Here is a 21,974-nt window from a genome sequence, read left to right as displayed (position 1 = left end):
TCTATGTCCCTGCTTCGACTTCGAGACATTCACCTGGCCTTCGGTGGGCCGGAACTGTTGAGTGGCGCCAACCTCAAACTGGAAAAAGGCGAGCGGGTGTGCCTGGTGGGGCGCAATGGCACCGGTAAATCCACCCTGCTGAAAATCATCAGCGGCCAGATAAAACAGGATGACGGTCAAATTGAGATGTCACCGGGTACCCGCATCGCCTGGCTGGAGCAGGAAGTGCCCAAAGGCACCACCGGCAGTGTTTATGATGTGGTGGCGTCCGGCCTGGGTAAGGTGGGGCAACTGATCCAGCAATACCACCACATCACAGAAGAAATGGCCAATGGCAGCGAGAGCGCCTTCGACCGTCTGGAATCGGTGCAGAAAGCCCTGGAAGCCGAGGACGGCTGGGCCCTGCAGCAACGGGTGGAAACCACACTCTCCAAATTATCACTGGACGGCGAAGCGCCTTTTGAAGCCCAATCGGGTGGTGTCAAACGGCGGGTACTGCTGGCCCGGGCACTGGTGCAACAGCCGGATGTGCTGCTACTGGATGAGCCCACCAACCATCTGGATATTGAGTCCATATCCTGGCTGGAAGAATTCCTGCTGAGTTACAAGAACTGCGTGTTATTCATTACCCACGACCGCGCCTTCCTCAGCAAACTGGCCACCCGTATTGTGGATCTGGACCGAGGTCAGCTCACCAGCTGGCCCGGCAACTATCAAACCTACCTGCAACGCAAAGCGGAAGTACTGGAGGCCGAGGCCGCCGAGTGGGAGCGCTTTGACAAAAAACTGGCCCAGGAGGAAGTCTGGATTCGTCAGGGCATCAAAGCCCGCCGCACCCGTAATGAGGGCCGGGTCCGCGCACTGGAAGCCATGCGCAACGAGCGGGCTCAGCGTCGTGAACGCCAGGGCACCATGAACGCCACCATCCAACAGGCAGAAAGCAGCGGTAAGAAAGTCATCGAGGCCAAACACATCAGCGTCACCTTTGACGGCCGGTGCATCATCGACGATTTTTCCACCCTGGTGCTGCGGGGCGACCGAATCGGTATTGTCGGCCCCAACGGGGTAGGAAAATCCACCCTGATCAACACCCTACTGGGCAAGCTCAAGCCCGACACCGGTTCCGTGGAAATCGGCACCAATGTGGATATCGCCTACTTCGATCAATTGCGGGCGCAACTGGACGAAGAACTGAGCGTACGGGAAAACGTGGGCCAGGGCAGCGACACCGTGTGCATCAACGGCCAGAACAAACACATCATGGGTTACCTGCAGGATTTTCTGTTCAGCCCGGAGCGTGCCCACACCCCGGTGAAAGCACTGTCCGGTGGTGAGCGTAATCGACTGTTACTGGCCAAACTGTTTACCCAACCCAGCAATCTGCTGGTGCTGGACGAACCCACCAATGATCTGGACATCGAAACGCTGGAACTGCTGGAAGAACTGGTGGATCAGTATCAGGGCACCATCCTGCTGGTCAGCCATGACCGGGCTTTCCTCAATAACATCGTCACCAGCACCATTGCCTTCGAAGGAGGCGGCAAACTGGCAGAGTACGTGGGTGGGTACGATGACTGGCTGCGACAACGGCCTGCCACAGCAACCAAAGCCACGGCTGCGCAACAGCCCAAGCAGGAAAAGCCTGCCGCAGAGACCAAGGTTGGCCCCAAAACCGGCAAAAAGCTCAGCTATAAGGATCAGCGGGAGCTGGAAACACTTCCCCAGACCATCGAATCCCTGGAGCAGCAATTGGAAGCAGCCCATCAGGCCTTGGCGGACCCCAGCCTGTATCAGGAGTCAGCGGAGAAAATAGCTGAACTAAAACAACAGTCTGAGGAAATCGAACAGACGCTGGAAACGGCATTTGCGCGCTGGGAAACACTGGAGGCCCTGAAAAACAATCTCTAATTGCATAGGCGATAACTGGAAAAAAAGCCCAAGTGATCTAAACTGATTACAAAACAATCAGTTACCGTAATTTCACACTATTGCTTAAGCAGGTCGTCTCTTGGTCAAAGCTCAAATCATCCTGGTGATGCTAGGTACCATGGTTGCAGTCGGTGTCCTTGTCACTGAGAACTTTCTGGTGGAATGTGGATTAATCGGTTCACTGACCCTGGTTCTGGCCACATGGGCATGGCGGGCGCGGGTGCGGGAAAACGCCAAGCCCCCGGCCATCAACCACATAGCAATGGCCGATATCCCTGTAATCGACCGTGCAGTGCAGGACAACGAAGCAGCCTACGAAAACATCACCCGCAAAGTGCACTCCCTGGACAAAGCCATTCGTGACAGCAGCAGCACCCTGTCACAGAGCTTTTCCGGCCTTGCCGCCTCCTCAAACCAGACCAATCATTTGATCAATGACGTCATGAAATCTGTCACTGGCCGCAACAACAAGGCCAAGCATGATGATGAAGAAAACGTGACCGTGGAAAAGTTCGCCAAGGAAGTCAGTGAGATTCTGATGCAGTACGTCTCGCTGCTGATAGATGTCAGCGAGAAGAGTGTGCAGGCGGTGCATCATATCGGAGACATGGTCAGTGAGCTGGACCACATGTTCACCTTGCTTGCCGACATCAGAACCATTGCCGAGCAAACCAATCTCCTGGCCTTGAACGCGGCCATTGAAGCAGCCCGTGCCGGGGAAGCCGGCCGCGGTTTTGCCGTAGTGGCCGATGAGGTCAGGAAGCTATCCCAGGATACCAACCGCCTCAGTGAACAAATCCGCAACCGGGGTGAAGTCACGAAGTCAACGGTAACCATGGTGCGAGATATTGTCGGTGCCATCGCATCGCTTGACCTCAATGATGCCATCAATGCCAAAGGCCATGTGGACAATATGCTGCAGGGCCTGGAACAAACCAATCAACATATCTCGGACACCATGGATCGACTGAATGGACTGAATGTGGATGTCAATCACCATGTCAGCAGAGCGGTGCAATCCATGCAGTTTGAGGACATTATTACCCAGGTTATATCTGAAATCAGCCAGGATCTGGAACGCCTGGACCTGGTGAACCACCGCCTGGGCGAAGTTTGTAATATTGCTACAATAAAGGAACATCACATGGACCGTGTTTCTGAGCTGGAAAACATACTCGCAGTCAAGAAAAAACAGTCCATAATGCGTGATAATAGTACCTCTCACCCACCGGCGGGTGACATCGATTTATTCTAAACACGGCAAGGAGAAACCCAATGCCCGTTGAAAGTACATTATCCAGTGACGGAAAAACAGTTACCATTGGTATTAGCGGACGCTTTGATTTCGAGGTAGTGCAGGAATTCAGAGCCGCTTACGGTGATAAAAAAGACGTCAGTTTCATTATCGATATGCGTGCCACGGAGCATATGGACAGCTCAGCCCTCGGCATGCTGCTCAACATGAGAAAAAGTCTGGGAGACAGTGCCAAGATTGCCATCATCAACTGTCGCCCCCAGATCAAGAAAATCCTGACCATCTCCAGGTTCGACAAGAAATTTGATATCGAGTAATACCACCAAGGAACCGGTGCTGATATGAAAATTCTGGTGGTGGACGACACCGAAGCCAACCGCAAACTCCTGGCCTGGATGCTGGAAGATGATGGCCACGAGGTCATCGAAGCGGTGGACGGTCAGGAAGCCGTGAGTCTGTTCAAGGAGACCGAACCGGACCTGGTGCTAATGGATGTAATGATGCCTGTAATGGACGGTTTCGAGGCTACCCAGGCCATCAAGGAATATCTGGGCGGCACCCACGTTCCCATCATCTTTCTCACCGCCTTGTCGGATGACGCGTCTCTCACCAAGTGCCTCTCCATCGGCGGCGACGACTTTCTCAGCAAGCCGATTAACGAACAGGTGCTGCAGGCAAAAATCAAAGCCCATAGCCGCATCAAGGATCTGACCGAGCAACTGAAACACCAGAACAAGGAGCTGACTCGACTGCATCAGTTCACGGTGCGGGAGCATGAGATTGCCAAGAGTGTATTCGAAAACGCACTGGCCGCCAGCATTCTTGACAGTAAAAACACCCGCCACTACATCTCCCCCGCTGCCACGTTCAACGGTGATCTGCTGCTGGTATCCATCAGCCCATCCGGCGGCTTGTATGCACTGATGGCGGATTTCACTGGCCACGGATTGCCTGCCGCCATCGGCGCCTTGCCTGTGTCTCAAGCCTTTCTGGAAGCTGCTCAACAAGGTGCCTCTGTCAGCAGCATTGCCAGGGAAGTCAACAGCACCCTGGAAAAGTTCCTGCCTGATGACATGTTCGCCGCCGCCGCCATTGCGGAATTAAACGCCGACGGCAATCGACTCACGCTGTGGCTCGGGGGTATGCCCGATGCCATCCTCACGGATGCAGCCGGCAAGCTGAAACAATTGATCCAGTCCACGCACATGCCACTGGGCATCCTGGAAGATGATGAGTTTGAGCGGGAAGCCAACATCGTTGAGGTCAATCACGGTGACCGCCTGTTTCTTTACACCGACGGAATTCCGGAATCACTGAATCAACAACGGGAAATGTACGGTGAAAAACGCATGCTGCAGCACTTTGACGGCAGCTCCGCTGACCCACTCACCAGCCTGATCGAAGACGTTAACCGATTCACCGGTAACAAGGACCAGAATGATGATATCACCTTGTTGGAACTGGCTTGCAAACCGGTGGAAACCAGCGTCACCGGCGATGCATCGGTACTGACCCTGAACCATGCCCTGCCCTGGACGTTGCACATGAGCCTGCAGGCAGAGGAGCTCAGAAAAACCTCCTCACCCATATCACAAATCGTCGACATGATCGGATCGGCCCCCGGTATCGAGTCACACAAGGATTACCTGCACACCATTCTGGCGGAACTGTTCTCCAACGCATTAGAGCACGGTATTCTCGGCCTGTGTTCAGACCTGAAAAAGACCGAGGATGGTTATATGGAATATTACCGACAACGGGCGGAAAAGCTGAAACAGCTGGATAAAGGCACCCTGGATATCACGGTCAGCTTCCGCGCTGAAGGACGCAAAGGCTACCTCACCTTACGGCTGGATGACTCCGGTAAAGGCTTTGATATCGCCAATCGACATCATTCCGGTGAGGAAGATTCATTTGGCCGCGGCATTGATCTGATTGAAACCCTGTGCGACAACGTCACCTACAGCGAGGGCGGTACCCGGGTAGAAGCAGAATATACCATTCAAACCTGAGCCTTCGCGCTCAGCCCAGCAACTCATGGCGGTACGCTGACGGGGTTTTTCCCGTCCACTTTTTGAATGCGCGATGAAACGAACTCGCTTCCGAAAACCCCATCAACAAGGCTATTTCGTCGATGGTCAGCTCCGGTTTTGACAGATAGTAAATCGACGCATCCTTGCGGATGGTATCTTTGATTTCCTGATAGCTGGTGTTCTCATCCTTAAGCCGTCGACGCAAGGTTTGCGGGGTCATCGCCAATTTATCGCACACCACCGAAAAGTCCGGAAAGTTATTACCGAACTCCTTACTGATAATACTGCGGATCTGGGCATTGAGGCTGGCATTCTCAATATCCCCATCCATTAATTCTTCCAGCGAGGCTTTCAGGAACTTACTCAGAGACAACTGATTCTGCACCAGCGGCATGGCCATATAACGACTGTCCAGCACAATCTCACAGCGCGGCTGGCTGTAATGAACCTGACATGGAAACTGATTGGCAAATTCACCGTCATCAATGGAATCAAAGTCCAGATTGATGCGCTTGGGCACGATCTGCTGCCCGATCAGCCAACTTAAAAAACGTAAGGTCAGAAACACCACCGCTTCCATGATATGGGGCCGAAACAATACATCGCCACGGGACACAAACTGAATCAGCGCCTCATCATCGGAAGGGATCAATCTGCTGGTAATGGCATAATCGAACAGTTCGTAGAATTTCGCACCCCGGCGAATGGCCTTTTCCAGGGTCGCGCAATTAATCACGGCATGGGCCATCATACTGAAGGTGCCGGGCTTGGACACCCGACCTGAACCGAAGCCCATAAATTCGTCTTCGGTGTGACGCATCACCGTCAGCATCAGGTGAATAAACGTTTTCTTATCAATCCGCGCCTCAGGATTAGCAACATCGGCCGGCTCTATGCCGCACTCCTGCAGCAACAGCTCTGTACTGAAACCACTGCGCTTGGCGGCTTCAAGCAGTATCAACACCTGCTTTATGGGGATGGATCTCGAACTCACTGGAAAAGCCTTAAAAACGTTTATATTTCAATTATTTGGACAGGCTCGACAGGTTCACAACATTTCACTAAGATTTGAATATAAATCCATCGGAATGATGCGGCAAACAGCCAACAACTTTACTGGCTTCCCGTGGGAAGTTCCAGTGGCATGAGCAGGATACACAGGCTTGTCGTTTTAAGTCATGAAAAATGGCACATTACGTCATTGTTGCAATTACGCCCCCTATCAATAATTGTCGACTATACAGTCTGCTGTGCAACCAGTACAAGAACACCGAAAATACACGGAATTACCAATGGTTAGCGGTAATTTCATCTAACCGGAGATAACAATGAGTTTCGATAACAGATCCATTTTCGAGGAAGAGCACACGGTATTTCGGGATAATTTCCGCCGTTTCTGCGAAGAAGAAGTGAAACCCCATCAGGAAAAATGGATCGAACAGGGCATTGTTGACCGTGAAATCTGGGAAAAAGCCGGTGAGAGTGGTTTCCTTGCGCCCGCTGTAGATGAAGAATACGGTGGTTTGAGCCTAGATGACTTCCGTTACTCCCAAATCATGATTGAGGAGCTGGCCCGCATCGGCGAGAACGGGTTTGCCCTCAGCCTGCACAACGATGTCATCGCCCCTTATATCAGTGCTTACGGGTCCGAAGAACAGAAACAGCGCTGGTTACCGGGCATCTGCAGTGGCGAAACCATCCTCGCCATCGCCATGACCGAACCCGACACCGGCAGCGATTTACAGGCAATTAAATCCCGCCTGGAGGACAACGGTGACCACTACATTCTCAATGGCTCCAAAACCTACATCAGTAACGGCATCATCTCTGACCTGGTGATCGTTGCCGCCAAAGCCCCGGAAGGCGTTACCCTGGTGGCGGTACCGCGGGGCGCTGAAGGCTTTAACCGCGGTCGCAACCTGAAAAAAATGGGCATGAAATCCCAGGACACCGCCGAATTGTTTTTTGAAAACGTTGTGGTGCCCAAAACCGACGTACTGGGCCAACCCGGCCAGGGCTTTATCTATCTGATGCAGAAATTGGCTCAGGAACGCCTGGTTACGGCGGTCGGCGCCATCGGCGGCTCGGTTTTCGCCTTCAATGAGACGTTGAATTATGTGAAAGAGCGAACGGCGTTCGGCAAGCCCATCGGCAAATTCCAGAATACCCGCTTCCGCATGGCTGAACTGAAAACCGAAATCACCATCGGCCAGACGTTTGTCGACAGCCTGGTGATAAAGCTGAATGCAGGCACCATCACACCGGACGAAGCCAGCATGGCCAAATGGTGGTGTACGGATCTGCTGAACCGCGTGGTGGATCAAGGCGTTCAATTCCATGGCGGTGCTGGATACATGATGGAATACCCCATCGCCCGCGCCTATGTCGATGCCCGTATCACACCTATTTTCGCCGGCACCAACGAAATCATGAAAGAGATCATTGGCCGCAGCTTGGGATTGTAAACCGGCAAAGGACCACCGGAGGGAAGCTGACTTTCAATTGAAAGCCTGGTTTGAAAGCTTGGTTTGAAAGCTTGGTTTGAAAGCTCAGCCAATAATAAGGGCGGTCTATGAAACCGCCTTTTTTTAAGCGTATTGAATGGCACTAACGGGATAAAACACCCGTCTACAGCCCGATAACAAAAAACATCAGGAGCACACTATGACATCGGTACGATTCGACGAACGCGTCGTCCTTGTGACTGGCGCCGGTAACGGTTTGGGCAAAAGCCACGCCCTGGAATTTGCCCGTCGTGGCGCCAAAGTCGTGGTCAACGACCTGGGCGGCAGCGCTTTTGGTGATGGCGCCAGTAAGAACGCCGCCGACCAGGTGGTGGACGAGATTGTGGCCGCCGGCGGCGAAGCCGTTGCCAACTACGACTCGGTTACCGATGGTGAAAAAATCGTGCAATCGGCACTGGACAACTTCGGCCGCATCGATGTAGTCATCAACAATGCCGGCATCCTGCGGGACAAAAGCTTTGCCAAGATGACCGAAGATGATTGGGACCTGGTTTACCAGGTGCATGTTAAAGGTGCCTTCAAAGTCAGCCACGCCGCCTGGCCCCACATGCGCGAATCCGAGTATGGCCGCATGATCTTCACGGCATCCGCCGCGGGTATATACGGTAACTTTGGCCAGGCCAACTACAGCATGGCCAAACTGGGTTTGCACGGCCTGAGCCAGACCCTGGCCATGGAGGGTAAAAAATCCAATATCCTGGTGAACACCATTGCCCCCATTGCCGGTTCTCGCCTTACTGAAACCATCCTGCCCCCGGCACTGGTAGAACAGTTGAAACCGGAATTCGTCACGCCGCTGGTGGTAAAACTGTGCGACGAACACAGTCGGGAAAGTGGCGGCCTTTACGAAGTTGGCGCCGGTTGGATGGGCAAACTGCGCTGGGAACGCAGCAAAGGTGTCGGCTTCAACCTCGCCAACGGCATCAGCGCTGAAGACGTCAACCAACAGTGGGAAGCCATTGTCGGCTTCACCGATGCAGACCATCCCGCCAACGGTCAGGAAGCCATGATGGCCATGATGCAGAACCTGCAGAATCGCTAAATCGCGGCCGCTTCCGGCCCTGTCTCAACAGGGTCGGAGCGCCGCTGGCTATCAGCTTTTAAAGATTTCCACCCCGGTATTTGGCCAACTGGCGGCTAAGAGCCACCAATTCACCCCGCGAATCCCAGATTTCCCCATCTTCTTCCATCAAACCATTAATAAGATAACGGGTTTTGAACCGTGCAGTGAGCAAACCCGGTGCCGGCTTGGCTCGTACATGCACCGTCAGCTCCAGAGTCGGTACCCAGCCCACCGAGCCGAATTTTGAAAACGTCGTAGGTGGAACACAGTCAGCAAAAAACGGCAGTGCCATCACATCGGGCTCGGTTCCATCCCGCAGATACGCCATCAGTTCATGCTCCATGCGATCAACGGTTCTACCCCGCAGCCAATCCGCTGTCTTGGGGGAAAACAGCATCTCCACCCGCTCATGTATGGCCAAAAAGCGCGGTGAAGTGAGGCACTTCTCCCGCTCAATCGACGGCGGCTGATCCCCAACCCAGGTTACTCCGCTGGTTTCATCCAAATCACCGTAACTGGCCGTAAACCGCACCCGTTCCTTGCCTTCCTGCATAAACCTCAGGGCCGCGGTGGAAACCGTATTCCCCTGCCGAATCACATCAAGCTCCAGCTCCACCGGGCCCACCATCGCTTTTTCCACATAATGGCCGGTGATCGTCAACGGATCAGGATGTGACAGCCCAACGCGGAAAGCCCTGGCTGCAATGGACATCATATAGCCGCCGTTGGGTATGCCATTGACGCTCCAGCGCTCGGTCACATTGGCCCGCAAGTGGGTCTCGTCCAGGCGCTCAATCTCGGTATCTTGCCAAAACTCACTCATCGTGTTTCTTCAAATTCAAAAGTAAATCAAAAAGCCCATGGGATTATGCGTACGTGCCACTGACATGGTGAAAACAAAGGCTATCAACGCGGCGGCAAAGGCAATGGAGCGCACCGTTTTGGTTTTTCCACGTTTCAGTGCCACCATCCCCAAACCGATATAGGCTATCAGCGCCACCACCTTAACCGTCAACCAGCTTTGCGCTATGGGATACTGTTGCGACATCACGCAAAGCACAATGGCACACAGCAACAACAAAGTATCGTTTACATGGGGTAGAATTTTCACCCACTTTTTTTGCAGCATGCCGGAATCCATCAGCATCCAGCAACCCCTAACCAGAAAGAACAAGCCACTGATGACCGCAAACATCATGTGGCTGTGCTTAAATGCAATATACATACGTGCCCCCGAGTAAATAAAACCGTGATTTGATATGAGATGATGAAAGCCACATACGATAAGTTGATTACACCCAACGGGCAACCACAATATGGCCGTTTTAATCAGGCATTTACCGAAATCAATTATAAGGATTTCGATTACCGAACCACCATGGACAAACCGGCCAACGGATTGCAGCGTCATTTTCACTTCAACCAGTTCCATTTTATCGGCTTGCACAGCCAATCCTATACGCTGGCCTGTGCCATCGCCAATGTGCGCTACGTGGCCAATGCCTTTGTTTACCTTTACAACCATGAAACTGGCCAAATGCACCGCCACAGCTTTATACAGCCATTAGGGCTACGCTGTCAGCAGTCGAACAAACCCTTTTCCGGGCTCAGCCGATTCAGTAAAGGGTCGGCGCGATTCGAAATCCTGGGGCGCAACCAACCCAACCGCTATCATCTTGATATCAGTATTGGTAAAGACATCCGCGTCGACGCCACGCTGACACAAATGCCACAACAGCAACCTGTAACCCTGTGTACTCGCACCGGATATAACGGCTGGGCCTACACGCAAAAGCACACCAACCTGGCGACAGAAGGCTTTATCCAATGGCATAAAGACAGTATTGCGTTGGAAGCAACGGTATTTTCTGGCTCCAGTGACTGGAGCTGCGGATATATGCGCCGGGAAACCGCGTGGAACTGGGCCTGCCTATCCACCACCCTGCCCGATCAAACCCCACTGGGTTTGAATCTTGCCTGCGGGGTTAATGAAACCAGCTTTACAGAAAACACCTTGTGGCTGAACGGCGTCCCACAAGCATTGGGCAATGCGCAGTTCACCTTTAACCGCAGAAAACGCATGGAGCCCTGGCAGATCACCACCTCCGACCAACGGGTGGAACTGACCTTTGTGCCGGAAGCCTGTCACCACGAACAGATCAATGCCTACCTGATCGCCTCCAATTTCTCCCAGTTGCCTGGCAAGTATTATGGAACCGTCCGCGGCGAGGATGGCACAGCCTTTCGACTGGAGGGCATAAACGGCCTGGTAGAAGATCACTACGCCAAGTGGTAAACACCAGGGATGTGGCAGAGCCAATAAAAAACCGCGCCTTGTGAGCGCGGTTTTTTATTGCCCGGTGATTGACGCTTACTGTACAGTGAAAATCACTTTAACACCTTCGGCAATAGACGAGGAATCGATATAACCAACTGCGTCCTCCTCTTCCAGCACCGTTTCCAATACTTCGGCATCATCAAAGTATTGCTTGGGTGGCTTGCCTTTACCGGTAAAGATCAGGCGCGACCAATAGGCGTTTAATTGGGACGGGGTTTTATCCACGACTTTATCGTAGAACACCTCACGTACCTCATTGCCTTCAGAATGATCCACCGGCGTCACCGAGACACCACCAATTTCGTTACGCTTGCCGAGAAACACCTGCTGGATTTCTTCCGCGGTTGCGCTGTTAATGGGAGAGCTGGCATTTACAATTACCACTACCTCAGCTGATGCGAAGGTTGCGGCCATCATCAGGCCAGCCGTGCTCAATACTCGTGCGAGTTTTAATTTCATAGTCATTATCTGCTCCCCCCTTAAAATACGGCGTCGATTGAGAAGGAGTAGATAGCGGTATGATTACCCGCCGCGTCTATTTCTGTAGCATCCCGCTTGGCGAAGCGACCTGTACCCTGGAATTCCTGGGTTACAGGCACCCCAACAACCCCCCCCGCAGTAGGCAATGGAGTGTAATCACCTATAACCTCATAGCTACCAAAGTTCTCGTAGTGGGCCACCTCAATCTTGGCTTTTACCCGCGGACTAAGATCGTAGGTTAACCCCAACGTGTAGGATTGCTGTTGCTGAACCAGTGGCTGCATGCCACCTCGGAACTCAAGAACACTTGCGATTTCTGCTGAAAGATCCGCCGGAGTATTTGCTGTTACAAAATAGGCCTGCGCCGCCACCTCCGCTGCATAATCAGTAATGTCATCAATTTTCTCGTCGTGATAACTATCGGTATAGAACTTCGCATAAGTTAAATGCGGCATCCACTTACCAAACCTATAACCCACCGTGACGTAGCCACCGTCCCCAGCAGGCTGAGCCAGATCCTCAACCCGTAGGTTGGATATCTCAGCCATTACCAGCAACTTACCGTTATCGTACATACCGGCTGCAGACATATATTGAGTACGGGCATTGGTCAGGACGGTTTCACTGATGGGATCAGCTACACCAATGGTATTACCCAGGGCAATCACACCGGAAGTACCCGCCACTAATGAGGCCCCGGAACCACCCTCATCAAGGTTTTCAACATCCAGTGATCCGGTGTTGTAACCCACCCGGAAAGTGAAATCTTTCCATTCGGCAAACAACGCGGTACCCCACTGATTATTCAGTGAGAAATCGGCTTCCAACAAATCGCTCTCACCCGCGGTACTACCGGCATATGCCTGTAAGGTGAAGTTAATATCAGCGACGTTGAAATCGTACAATGCTGAAATACCGTCCGTGCTGCTTAAAGGAATGTTATACATTTCCAGCGGTGGTCGTACCCAAGGGTAGGCGTAGCCCACATCGAGGTATTCCGACAGCAGATAATATGGAATTCGGCTTCTGCCCACACGCAACGTCAAATCGTCGACTACTTCATATGACAGGTAGGCCCACTCGGCGTCCACGTTGTAGTCTTCCGTACCGCGGCTCACCAGCTGAACTGTGGCATCGATATCTTCAGAGACCTCAAACGTCATCTGGATACCCGCTTTCGTAATCGACGTGGAGTTGTAATCGTCTTCAATACCGTAAGTCTGCTCAACGATGCCATCGTCATCCAACACAGACGCGCCTCCAGAGAAGAACCCGTTTATTTTCAAACGGTCGGCGGCATCGGAAAGTCGGGAGCGGTTTTCTTTGACAGCGGCCCGAGTCCCTTTCAATCGGTTCTCCAGTCGCTTAATTTGCTTTTCTTGTTGCTCTAACCTCTTTTCCAGATCTGCGGTGGTAGCAGCAAGCACCGGCAAACTGGAGAAGCAAAGAGTTAATGGCAACAAGGCTAAGGACGTTTTCTTCTTAACCATTGTTGTTTCCTTTAGTTTTTAGACAAAAACAACCACCACATAAAAAAACAGGCAGCTAAAGTGGTGGCGACTCAGACCTCTGCTGTCTACTCCGAAGTCTAGGCGAAATAATGCCAACATCAAAAAAAAGTTCCCAAAAAACCGTCACAACCTGCTGATTTTTTGAAGAATTACTGACACCCGAACAAAATTCACTCAAAAAATGGCCGGAATTAGTCAGGACACCTTGCATTACCACCAAATCTGCTAAGATTAAATTTCGGGCAAAAAAATGCCCGCTTGGGAGGCGGGCTAAGGGAATGCCCGATGAGGTCCGGGCGAGAAAGTTCGCTAATTTCAACAACAGGTTTGGTCGGCACAACCAAAATTCTGTGATTTGGAGCCCCTATATATCAAGAGCTCCAACTTGGAATCAGATTATCAATTAATTTTAGAATAAACATACTAAAAGACTGTTAAAAACGCCCCTTCTCTCGGGGCGCTAGCATTTGCGTCAAAGCCACTGGCGACCAAGCCACTGAACCTCCGCGTCCACCGCTCCCAATACCAGGGTTTCCAGGGCATTAAGCTGCCTATCCAGCTGGGTTCGATTGTTTCCCACCATCACCAGCGCCAGCCCGGCACGCTGCCATTCATCCAACGCCCCGACTTCCGCAATGGAAACATTAAACTGGTTTCGAACCCGATCCCGCAACCGTTGCACAACCTGGCGCTTTTGCTTGAGGGAATGGCTGTAGGGAATATGCAGTTCAAATTCAGCGTAAAGAATATAAGCGGTTGGCATCGTGTATACGCAGCTACAGCACAGGGCTGGGAGACTGCCTCCCCGCATCCACAATGCACCACCGCCCGTTGCGCCACCCTAACGTGAGCACAGAGCAATGGCCAGGCTGATAAGCCACCAGCCTGGTGGAACCCTGCAAAAAGCCGAACACGGCATTCATCACCATAAAATGAGTGAACACTGCGGTGTTGTCCGGCAATTCCTGAAAGCGTGCAATGATTCTCTCACGCCAGGCAGACAGGGCCGAATCCATTTCCTGCCAGGAGCGATCGGCGCAACGCTTCAACCAGGCTACACGCTTTTCTACAGGAATGTTTACCGGTGTGGGAATTTCACGAAAAGCATCATCAACGCTGATCGAGAGGTTTCTGGCCAGGGCAAGGGGCTTGGCCGTCTGTTGCGCACGCAGCATCGGGCTGCTGTAGATATGGCTTACCGTTGCTGTGGAGAAAACACCAACCAATGATTTGGCCTGTTGGTAACCCCCATCACTGAGTTCAGGATCGGGATTGTCATCCCAGGAGGCCGCCGCCTCCCCGTGGCGAATCAGAAAAATCGTTTTCATTAGCCAAGACTACATCAGATTTTACCAGGACGCATCTGGACGCTTAAGCGGCCTTAAAACTGCCAGCTATAACTGGCCTCCAGCAGGATCGCGTCCACAGACGTTTCAATATCCATTCCCGCATAGGGGTTATACAGAATATTGCTGTACGGGTCATCGCTGTTGGAATTGGTACTGCTGCCGGCGGGGATATCCGCCTCCGCACGCATATAGCCCAAAGCAAAATCAAAGTGCTTACCCTGCTTCCAGTCAAAACCAAAGCCAATGGTATAAAGGTTGGCGTCGCCAAAGGGCAGTAACACACCCTGTTTATCATCAGGAATGGACGATGTGCGGGGCTCCCAACCAAACCGCAGGGTTAAACGGTCGCTGTACTGATGCTCTACCCCAAACGCCAGATTCCAGGTGCTCTCATAATGTCGGGGAATAATCAGAGTGTCGTCGGTGGCGTATTCCGGGGCCAGGGCGGCGGCAACTCCGTTGAATTCCTGCTTGGTGTCATACTCGATTTTAAGACCTTCCCAAACACCCCAATCGGTCCATTTGGCATCCATATTGAACTTCCACCGGGGCAGGATTTGCACACTGATGCCCGTGGAAAAATGCGCCGGGTACTTGAGGTTAACGGTGGCATCACCGGTCTGCTCTGCCAGGCCCACCGGCAGCCCCAATAAACTGGAAAGGGCACCAAGCTCATCATTAATCTTGCCGAATATTGCCTGCCAGTCCTCTGAATAAGTCATTCGATAGCTACCGGTCATGCGTTGCTTGGCTTCCATCTGATAGACAAAACCCCAGGTGAGCCAGGGCGTTGGCTCCCACAGCGCTCCAAACACTGCATTGACGGACAAAGGAGTTTCAACGTCCACCTCCAGTCCGACAGCGTATTCGTAGGGGCTCATGGTCTCCCCGCAAAAGGTGAACAGGCCCGACAGGCAGCCACCCTCGTCCAGATCGTCAAGCAGGTTATTTACCACTCCCAATGCCAGGTGGTTCACTCTGAGATCGGTATAAGCAGAAATGCCTGCATATGAGAAATGAATGCCCGCGCCAACGGACCATTCGTCATTGAGCTGGAAACCGATGGTGGGGGAAAAGTAGGTAATCCGAGTCAGGGCCATTTCCTTACCCATAAAGCGCCCCGGGTCATCATCGTCACGCAGGTAGCCTGCCGCCAGTGGCGCAAATGCCGCGGTTCCCAGAGTGTAATCCTTGCCTTCGGGGCGAAATGCCGCACCCCCGGTTGGCACAATGATAAAAGGCAGCGGCCACTCCTGCCTGCCATCCACAAATGGCACTTTCACCATGATGGTATCGGTTTCACTGTGGGAATTTTCAACCGGATCGGTTTCCCCAAGTGCCCAAATGTCAATTTGCTCCTGGGCCCTGGAGGAGTAACTGCCAAAATCGGCCTGCAGGTTAAAATGGGCAAAGGCCAGTTTGAACAGCCCCTCACGCCCATGCACCCTGGCCAAGCCTGCGGGGTTAAAATGAATGGAATCGATTCCGGGGGGATCCGCCGTAACAGCGTTACCCAGGGCCAGGGCCTTGGGATTGGAGATCGTCAAATTCTCAGACAATGCAGCAAAGGATACCTGAGAAGCAAGCAACAGGGCAGACGCAGACAGCTGCAAAGCCCTACATCCGAGCTGCCGACTGGCAGAATTTTTCAACATGGATTCCCTCTACTTCACCAGCAGGCTCAAACAGGAGCCTTCAAATTGTTGTTTTTATTAGCAATAAGCCATGTCTCAAGTACTCAGAATGGGTAATTTGAATACACACTACACTCAATCACCACCCCACCCTTGTGAGACATATTTCAGTGAATGTCTAGTCTATCCCCTGTCATGAACTTTTCAAGTTGTTTTTTGTATGCCCGATAACCACCCTGCTTTCCTTTAAGTTTCAATAAATTAGATACTTATCACGTTTGCGCTGAGGCACGGATGGCGGATTGGGTTACACTTATGAAACGTCGTGGATAGAACGCGCTTGATCTGTGTCCAATGTACGTAATATGGTTGGATGCGTACTACGCAAACCTGTTTTGTTTACTTTGCAGCCGTTAATAAAAGCTGATGTTGGTATTGTCATGACTCTAATAAAAACGCCCGCCCTCCGGTTCCTGTCTACCTCAGTATTCGCCATCGCGATCTGTATTCTGGGCAGCAGTGTGCAGGCCAGCCTTCCCCAGGCACAGGAAACCCTGAAACCCACACGGGCCCAGGCGATCACCTCAGTTCGGATTCTCGATGGTGTAAATCGCTATCACATGCGTAAACATGACCTGGACGACACGCTCTCCAGCGAGTTTCTTGATAACTATCTGCAGTCTTTGGATGGTGGCAAAGCTTACTTCATGGCAGCGGATATTGCTGACTTTGAGCGCTACCGCGCCCAGCTCGACGATGCCCTGCAACGCTCCAACCTGCAGCCGGCGTTTGAAATCTTCAATCGCTACCAAAAGCGCATCAGTGAACGCCTTGAGTACTCACTGGGCCTGATAGCGCAAGGCTTGGATGCTCTGGATTTCAGTAAGGATGAAACCCTGGAGCGGGATCCTGAAAAAAGTACCTGGGCAAAAGATGAAAATGCCCTCAACGATCTTTCCCGCCGGCGCCTGAAAGATACGGTCATCACCATGCGCCTGATGGGTAAAACCGATGAGGAAATCAAAGAAACTCTGGAGCGGCGTTACCGCAATCAATTGAATCGGGTAAAACAGGCCAACAGCGAAGACGCCTTCGAAATTTACATGAATGCGTTCACCCAGATTTACGATCCGCACACGCAGTATTTCTCACCCAAAGTGTCAGAAAACTTCGACATCAATATGAGCCTCCAACTGGAGGGTATTGGAGCGGTATTGCAAAGTGATGACGAGTACACCAAGGTCGTGAGCCTGGTAACCGGCGGCCCCGCCGAGAAAGGGCAGCAGTTGAAAGAAGCCGACCGTATCATCGGAGTTGGGCAAAGCCGCGCAGAGATTATTGATGTGGTCGGCTGGCGTCTGGATGAAGTGGTTCAACGAATTCGTGGCAAGAAAGACACCATGGTGTTTCTGGAAGTGATTCCAGGGGATTCAAAAAGTGAGTCAGACACCAAAGTGATCAGTATCAAGCGAGACACCGTAAATCTGGAAGATCGTGCCGCGCAATCGGAAATCATGGAAATCGAAACGCCTGACGGCAAGCAGAAGATCGGCATCATTAACGTGCCCACCTTTTATGCCAATCTGGAGTGCTTGAAGAATGCCGGAAGTCAATGCCGTTCCACCACGTTCGACGTGGCCCACCTGATCGAAGATCTAAAGAAACAACAGGTCGACGGGCTGGTGATTGATCTACGCAACAACGGCGGTGGCTCTCTGACTGAAGTCAACCAAATGCTTGGCCTGTTCATCAAAACTGGCCCAACGGTACAGATCAAATCGTTTAATGGCAGCATTGAAGTACTGGAAGATCATGATCCGGATGTTCTGTACGACGGACCTCTGGCCGTTATGGTTAACCGTCTGAGTGCTTCCGCGTCAGAGATTTTTGCCGGGGCCATACAGGATTACCAGCGTGGCATTATTGTTGGCGACCGCACCTTTGGCAAAGGCACCGTACAATCGCTGCAACCACTGAATTATGGTTCACGCGGGGATCGTCTTAAGGTCACTATGGCCAAATTCTATCGCGTGTCCGGCTTCAGCAATCAGCATGCGGGCATTGTTCCAGACATCGAATTTCCCAGCCTGATTGATCATGACGAAATCGGTGAAAGCTCCCTGCCACACGCCCTGCCTTCCGACCAGATACGCCCGGCACGCTATCATCGTGACCCCATGCTGGAAACCAACCTCACGTATTTGCGCACAGCCCACGAAGAGCGGGTAGACCACAATCCTGAGTTTCAGTACGTAAAAGATCAGATGGCAAGCATTGAAACTGCGCGCGCCAAAACAAAAGTAAGCCTCAACTGGAAAACCCGGCAGCAGGAGAAAAAAGAGTTGGAGCAGCGTCGGTTAACCATTGAAAACAAACGCCGTGAAGCACTGGGTGAAAAGCCATTTAAAACCTTTGAAGAACTGGAAGCCAGTCTGGAAGAAAAATCCGAGAGCGCCGCATCGCGTCACGGCCAGATCGACATTGACTATGAGTTAAAAGAGACTGGAAAAATATTGTCGGATTACATAGCCCTGCAATCTCCCCAAACCCGAATGGCGCAGCATTAATGGCATTTTCGCTTCACCCCCAGCTGGCCGCCGATACGTTTCAGGTTCGCGAAGAAGAAGATCTGCTGGTACTGCTGATGAATGATCGGCAGTACCCTTGGTTCATTGTTGTACCCAAAATAGATGGCGTACGCGAATGGCATGAGCTGCCCCAGGAAACACAAGTCAGACTGCATCTCTATTGTGTAGAACTGGGTAAGGCTATTGCAGAAGGCTTTGGCAGTACCAAGATCAATACGGCTGCTTTGGGTAATATGGTCAGCCAACTCCATGTTCATGTGATTGGCAGAAATCAGCAGGATTCTGCCTGGCCAAAGCCGGTATGGGGGTTATTTCCACCTGCTCCAATGAACAAGCAGGAAGCTCAATCCAGGTCAAACATCATCAACGATTATTTTAACCAGCACTGATCTAAGGATCGCATGCGCGCACTGGCTTCAATCCCATGCTCAATGAGCCACCTTGTACTAATAGTGGCGGCGTTGATGATGCCTGCATTGGCAGCAGCCACACCAGAAAGGGTTTTCATCAACGACTACAACAGTGTCAATGAACTCGGTTCCAGTCTGCAGATTCTGGAAGATCCGCAGGGTAACAAACGGGTCAGTAACTTTCTAAAAAACGAGAACGAAGACGACTGGTTCAACTCAGAAGAGACTGTACCCAATTTCGGCTACAGCCAGTCTATATTCTGGTTCAGAACCTCATTGGTCAACAAACACAGCCAACGTACGGAGTGGCTACTAAACGTTGATTACCCACTCATCGATTACCTTGATGTGTACATTGTACGCAATAAAGAGATTATTCAGGCCTACCATGTGGGTGACAAGCTGCCCCACGAACATCGCCCTATTGATCACCGCAACTTTCTTTTTCCATTAGCACTGCCCCCTACGGTACCAACTGAAATTTACATTCGGCTGGAAACACAGGGCTCCGTCAAAATGCCGCTTTATCTGTGGGAAGAAGCAGAGTTCATCAAATCCGATCAAAGCTTCATGCTCGGGCAAGGAGTTTTCATTGGTGGCATGCTGATCATGTTTTTCTACAACCTGTTTCTGTTTTTTATCGTACGCAACCCCTCCTATCTGTACTACGTCGCCTATTTGCTTTGCCAGATGTTTGCATTTTCCGCTTGGCGCGGCTTTGGTTACCAATACATCTGGCCCACATGGCCGATCTGGAACCAGATCTCCATCATGTTTTTTCTCGGTGGAACCATTACCTTCGCATTATTGTTTTCAATATTCTTTCTGGAAGTACGCAAACATACACCGACACTTTTTTATTTGATGTGCATCAGCACATTTGTCGGCTTTGGCATTATGGTGTCCAGTTTTGTAGGCAGCTATACCCTACTGCTGCAAGCATGCATGATCATGCTCATCATCACCGTTATTCTGAATCTGACCGCTGGTATTCTTGCCTGGAAAAAAGGCGTTCATGTCGCGCGATTCTATTCGTTTGCCTGGATCATTGTCGCCAGTGGCTTTACCATGTTTGCACTGAACTACACAGGCATAATCCCCAGCAATTTCGTTACTGAGAATGCCGCCCAGATCGGTGCCTCCATCGAAGTAGCTTTACTTTCAATGGCTTTCGGCAGTTATTTTACTGAAGAAAGAAAAGCAAAATCGAAAGCACAAAACCAATTATTGGAAAAAATGCGCGAAGCCTATAAGGCCCAGGCGGCCAGCGCAGCAAAAAGTGAATTCCTGGCGAAAATGAGTCACGAGATTCGTACTCCGATGAACGGCGTCATTGGTATTGCAGAGCTGCTCAAAGAAACCTCTCTGACCAAAGACCAAAAGCGTTACGTAGACACAATTTACAACTCCGGCAATGCCCTGCTCCACCTGATCAATGACATTCTTGATCTATCTAAAATTGAAGCCAAACGCATGGACTTGGAGCGCATCCCCTTCAACCCCCACGACCTGATCGCAGAATGCCTTTCAGTATTTCAAAGCAAAGAGCTATCCAGTAATTTGAGTTTCTACACTCGAGTCGCCAAGGACATTCCCCCTGTACTGATTGGTGATCCCACCCGCTTACGCCAGGTACTACTGAACCTTATGAGCAACGCGGTGAAATTCACCAAACACGGCAGTATTGGCATCATCGCCAATACAGAGAACCACTCAGACAATCGCGTCACCATTGGGTTTCAGGTAAAAGACACCGGCATCGGCATTTCCCGGGACGTGCAGAATAACCTGTTTACGCCGTTTACTCAGGCCGACAGCTCTACCACCCGCCGTTATGGGGGCACCGGCCTGGGTCTCTCCATTTGCAAAGAGCTGGTTCATATCATGAATGGTGATATCGGTGTAGACAGTGAAACCGGAAAAGGCTCAACATTCTGGTTTCACTGTCGCTTCGAGGTAGGAAAAAACTCTGATCTTCCACTGGATAACCAGCGCGTGCCGCGCGCTATGGAAACCACTTCCGCGCCAATGAATCTGAAACTTCTGGTGGCTGAGGATAATGAAGTCAATCGCGTAGTGGTGAAGGGGCTGGTTACCAAGCTTGGCATTGTGGCGGAATTTGCCACTAACGGCAAAGAGGCATTGGAATATTACCAAGACCATCACCATGAGCTGGATGTCGTATTGATGGATTGTGAAATGCCTGAAATGGATGGTTACGCAGCCACCCGTTGCATCAGGGAATTTGAAATGAATAACCGCCTGCCCAGAAAGCCGATCATTGCTGTTACTGCTCATGCAGTGGGGGAATCAAGAGAGCTTTGTTTACAGGCGGGAATGGATGAGTATATTACCAAGCCTATTCGCATAGATGCTTTACGGGAAAAAATCCAACAAACCATGACCGAAAACAAAGCAATGCTATCCTGAGGCTTTACTACACTGCAGGAGGCCGCAAACTCATTCAAAATTCCTGATCAAATTGCCGTAACAAACTTACGATAGCATCAGAGTTCAATTCCATCTTACTGAAACATTCTTCCGCCATTGGGGCAACATCACAATTTTGCGGCAACGGATGGCCACCTTCCAAAATCGCCCTGAATCTGGCAATAAACACCCATTGCAACCACTGGGCAAAATTCATGGTGTCGTAGCAAAACGGCACCTGGCTATCAAACGCCGAGGCAGGTGGGCTTTGTGGCTCCCAAAGGCCCATTTCACGCATTTCCGTTTCGAGATTAATCAGCAGCGCCAATAACAATGTTCGATCTGCCATAAAAAAACCTTCACTCGATTGAACCAGTGGACAATAATACACTCACATTTAAGCTATCCCAATGTAATCTGAAAACGGGG

General features: G+C 51.4%; 19 protein-coding genes. 10 read left to right on the top strand and 9 right to left on the bottom strand.

Annotated features, from left to right (window positions below):
* The first annotated feature begins 3 nt into the window (after positions 1–3).
* The 4 genes from D9N13_RS16130 to D9N13_RS16115 all read left to right on the top strand — a co-directional run bounded on the left by D9N13_RS16130 (position 4) and on the right by D9N13_RS16115 (position 5,196).
* Positions 4–1,908 (top strand): ATP-binding cassette domain-containing protein, encoded by a 1,905-nt coding sequence (locus D9N13_RS16130; protein WP_290592162.1) that lies wholly within the window; start codon positions 4–6, stop codon positions 1,906–1,908.
* 139 nt (positions 1,909–2,047) lie between these two features.
* Positions 2,048–3,184 carry a methyl-accepting chemotaxis protein gene (locus tag D9N13_RS16125; protein ID WP_290592160.1) on the top strand — a complete coding sequence of 379 codons (1,137 nt, stop codon included), beginning with the start codon at positions 2,048–2,050 and terminating at the stop codon, positions 3,182–3,184.
* 20 nt (positions 3,185–3,204) lie between these two features.
* Complete coding sequence (locus D9N13_RS16120) at positions 3,205–3,501, top strand: STAS domain-containing protein (protein WP_290592158.1); 297 nt, start codon at positions 3,205–3,207, stop codon at positions 3,499–3,501.
* A gap of 24 nt (positions 3,502–3,525) precedes the next feature.
* The gene (locus tag D9N13_RS16115; protein WP_290592156.1) at positions 3,526–5,196 is read left to right on the top strand and encodes a fused response regulator/phosphatase; all 1,671 of its coding nucleotides are present in this window, start codon (positions 3,526–3,528) and stop codon (positions 5,194–5,196) included.
* Between the two features lie 10 nt (positions 5,197–5,206).
* Here D9N13_RS16115 and D9N13_RS16110 read toward each other — a convergent pair whose 3' ends face one another.
* Positions 5,207–6,211 (bottom strand): AraC family transcriptional regulator, encoded by a 1,005-nt coding sequence (locus tag D9N13_RS16110; protein WP_290592154.1) that lies wholly within the window; start codon positions 6,209–6,211, stop codon positions 5,207–5,209.
* A 334-nt stretch (positions 6,212–6,545) separates the two neighbouring features.
* On the opposite strand from D9N13_RS16110, the gene D9N13_RS16105 reads away from it, so the two are divergent.
* Together D9N13_RS16105 and D9N13_RS16100 are read left to right on the top strand one after the other, a co-directional pair.
* Positions 6,546–7,682 carry an acyl-CoA dehydrogenase family protein gene (locus D9N13_RS16105; RefSeq protein ID WP_290592152.1) on the top strand — a complete coding sequence of 379 codons (1,137 nt, stop codon included), beginning with the start codon at positions 6,546–6,548 and terminating at the stop codon, positions 7,680–7,682.
* A gap of 199 nt (positions 7,683–7,881) precedes the next feature.
* On the top strand, positions 7,882–8,784 hold the full coding sequence (locus D9N13_RS16100) for an SDR family oxidoreductase (protein WP_290592150.1): 903 nt from the start codon (positions 7,882–7,884) through the stop codon (positions 8,782–8,784).
* A 58-nt stretch (positions 8,785–8,842) separates the two neighbouring features.
* Here the strand turns inward: D9N13_RS16100 and D9N13_RS16095 are convergent, their stop codons facing one another.
* Together D9N13_RS16095 and D9N13_RS16090 are read right to left on the bottom strand one after the other, a co-directional pair.
* A complete protein-coding gene (locus D9N13_RS16095) occupies positions 8,843–9,628 on the bottom strand; it encodes a thioesterase family protein (protein ID WP_290592148.1) in 786 nt (261 codons plus the stop codon).
* A gap of 15 nt (positions 9,629–9,643) precedes the next feature.
* Positions 9,644–10,030: a SirB2 family protein gene (locus D9N13_RS16090; RefSeq protein WP_290592146.1), complete on the bottom strand. Its 387-nt coding sequence runs from the start codon at positions 10,028–10,030 to the stop codon at positions 9,644–9,646.
* 39 nt (positions 10,031–10,069) lie between these two features.
* Between D9N13_RS16090 and D9N13_RS16085 the strand changes: the two genes are divergently transcribed.
* Positions 10,070–11,101 (top strand): DUF2804 domain-containing protein, encoded by a 1,032-nt coding sequence (locus D9N13_RS16085; RefSeq protein WP_290592143.1) that lies wholly within the window; start codon positions 10,070–10,072, stop codon positions 11,099–11,101.
* 75 nt (positions 11,102–11,176) lie between these two features.
* Here the strand turns inward: D9N13_RS16085 and D9N13_RS16080 are convergent, their stop codons facing one another.
* The 5 genes from D9N13_RS16080 to D9N13_RS16060 form a co-directional block, all read right to left on the bottom strand.
* Entirely contained in the window at positions 11,177–11,602 is a 426-nt protein-coding gene (locus tag D9N13_RS16080; RefSeq protein ID WP_290592141.1) for a phosphate ABC transporter substrate-binding protein, read from the bottom strand.
* Positions 11,603–11,622: 20 nt separating this feature from the next.
* A complete protein-coding gene (locus tag D9N13_RS16075) occupies positions 11,623–13,113 on the bottom strand; it encodes a hypothetical protein (protein WP_290592139.1) in 1,491 nt (496 codons plus the stop codon).
* Between the two features lie 493 nt (positions 13,114–13,606).
* Positions 13,607–13,897: a DUF503 domain-containing protein gene (locus D9N13_RS16070; protein ID WP_290592137.1), complete on the bottom strand. Its 291-nt coding sequence runs from the start codon at positions 13,895–13,897 to the stop codon at positions 13,607–13,609.
* A 13-nt stretch (positions 13,898–13,910) separates the two neighbouring features.
* Positions 13,911–14,462 carry a histidine phosphatase family protein gene (locus D9N13_RS16065; RefSeq protein WP_290592135.1) on the bottom strand — a complete coding sequence of 184 codons (552 nt, stop codon included), beginning with the start codon at positions 14,460–14,462 and terminating at the stop codon, positions 13,911–13,913.
* 53 nt (positions 14,463–14,515) lie between these two features.
* The gene (locus tag D9N13_RS16060; RefSeq protein ID WP_290592133.1) at positions 14,516–16,138 is read right to left on the bottom strand and encodes an OmpP1/FadL family transporter; all 1,623 of its coding nucleotides are present in this window, start codon (positions 16,136–16,138) and stop codon (positions 14,516–14,518) included.
* A gap of 419 nt (positions 16,139–16,557) precedes the next feature.
* Between D9N13_RS16060 and D9N13_RS16055 the strand changes: the two genes are divergently transcribed.
* Genes D9N13_RS16055 through D9N13_RS16045 form a run of 3 tightly spaced genes read left to right on the top strand, consistent with a single transcriptional unit; the run spans position 16,558 to position 21,545 of the window.
* Positions 16,558–18,684 (top strand): carboxy terminal-processing peptidase, encoded by a 2,127-nt coding sequence (locus D9N13_RS16055; protein ID WP_290592131.1) that lies wholly within the window; start codon positions 16,558–16,560, stop codon positions 18,682–18,684.
* Positions 18,684–19,094, top strand: a complete 411-nt coding sequence (locus D9N13_RS16050; protein WP_290592129.1) for an HIT domain-containing protein — start codon at positions 18,684–18,686, stop codon at positions 19,092–19,094. The genes D9N13_RS16055 and D9N13_RS16050 overlap by 1 nt, the downstream gene beginning before the upstream one ends.
* Positions 19,095–19,136: 42 nt before the next feature.
* Positions 19,137–21,545, top strand: coding sequence for a hybrid sensor histidine kinase/response regulator (locus tag D9N13_RS16045; RefSeq protein WP_290592127.1), 2,409 nt, complete (start codon positions 19,137–19,139; stop codon positions 21,543–21,545).
* Positions 21,546–21,579: 34 nt separating this feature from the next.
* Here the strand turns inward: D9N13_RS16045 and D9N13_RS16040 are convergent, their stop codons facing one another.
* Positions 21,580–21,894, bottom strand: a complete 315-nt coding sequence (locus D9N13_RS16040; protein ID WP_290592125.1) for a YqcC family protein — start codon at positions 21,892–21,894, stop codon at positions 21,580–21,582.
* Between the last annotated feature and the right edge of the window lie 80 nt (positions 21,895–21,974).

Source organism: Ketobacter sp. GenoA1 (assembly GCF_003671475.1).
Lineage (GTDB): Bacteria > Pseudomonadota > Gammaproteobacteria > Pseudomonadales > Ketobacteraceae > Ketobacter.
This window is presented reverse-complemented; position numbering and strand designations above follow the sequence as displayed.